The organism is Oleiphilus sp. HI0079, assembly GCF_001635105.1.
The window spans coordinates 1-724 of record NZ_LWFT01000981.1; the positions used below are offsets into that span (position 1 = coordinate 1).

Below are 724 nucleotides of genomic sequence, written 5' to 3' on the forward strand. Positions count from 1 at the left end.
AACCACGCAAAACCAAACAATGGTACAGACATGACAACACTGCCAACGGTTGTCGCCAGGGGGTTCCCCTGAAAACCAATTTGCTGCACTTTTACGCCGCTAAAACTGTAGAGAGACACGCCAAGCAACAAAAACAAAACGCCTTTATAACCCTCGCCGCTCACCACCACGCCATCAAGACAAATCACACATAAGCCAATAAACGAGACTAAAAAAGCGGCAATTCTATCTGGCGTGAAGTTATTCTCCGAAAGCACAAAATAAGCGAAAACCCCGGATAAGAGCGGCGCTAAAGCAAACAATACAGATATCAAACCTGAGGGAATAAACTGCGAAGCACTATAAACACAAAGCATTGCAGCCACGATACCCAACTGAGAAAACGCATACGTGCGCACAGCATCGCGCTCCCATGAAATCTTGATCGCCAGCACATAAAGCATCACCCAACCGACAACCGCCGCTAGAAGCATACGCAACCCTAGTGCAGCAACAGGCGTCATCGTCTCGGCACTCCAAGAGATTGCTAAAGGTGTTGTAGACCAAACCAATACGATGGTTAGGTAAGCAGGCATAATAGACACGAGAATTCTCCCTATAAACTCGTCGCTTAACCTCACTAAAGCCAAGTGGAGGTTAATGTCATTTCAACGGAGTACATCGGGAGCAAGAAGAAAGCCACCGCATGAACGCCGTGGCTTTGAAAGAACTATTTAATCAACAA

1 protein-coding gene is annotated in these 724 nt (G+C 46.7%); it reads right to left on the reverse strand.

Annotated elements, in window-relative coordinates; all coding sequences use genetic code 11:
* A partial coding sequence (locus tag A3750_RS17920) for a DMT family transporter (protein ID WP_231871869.1) occupies positions 1 to 575 on the reverse strand: 575 nt, incomplete at its 3' end.
* Positions 576 to 724 lie beyond the last annotated feature (149 nt).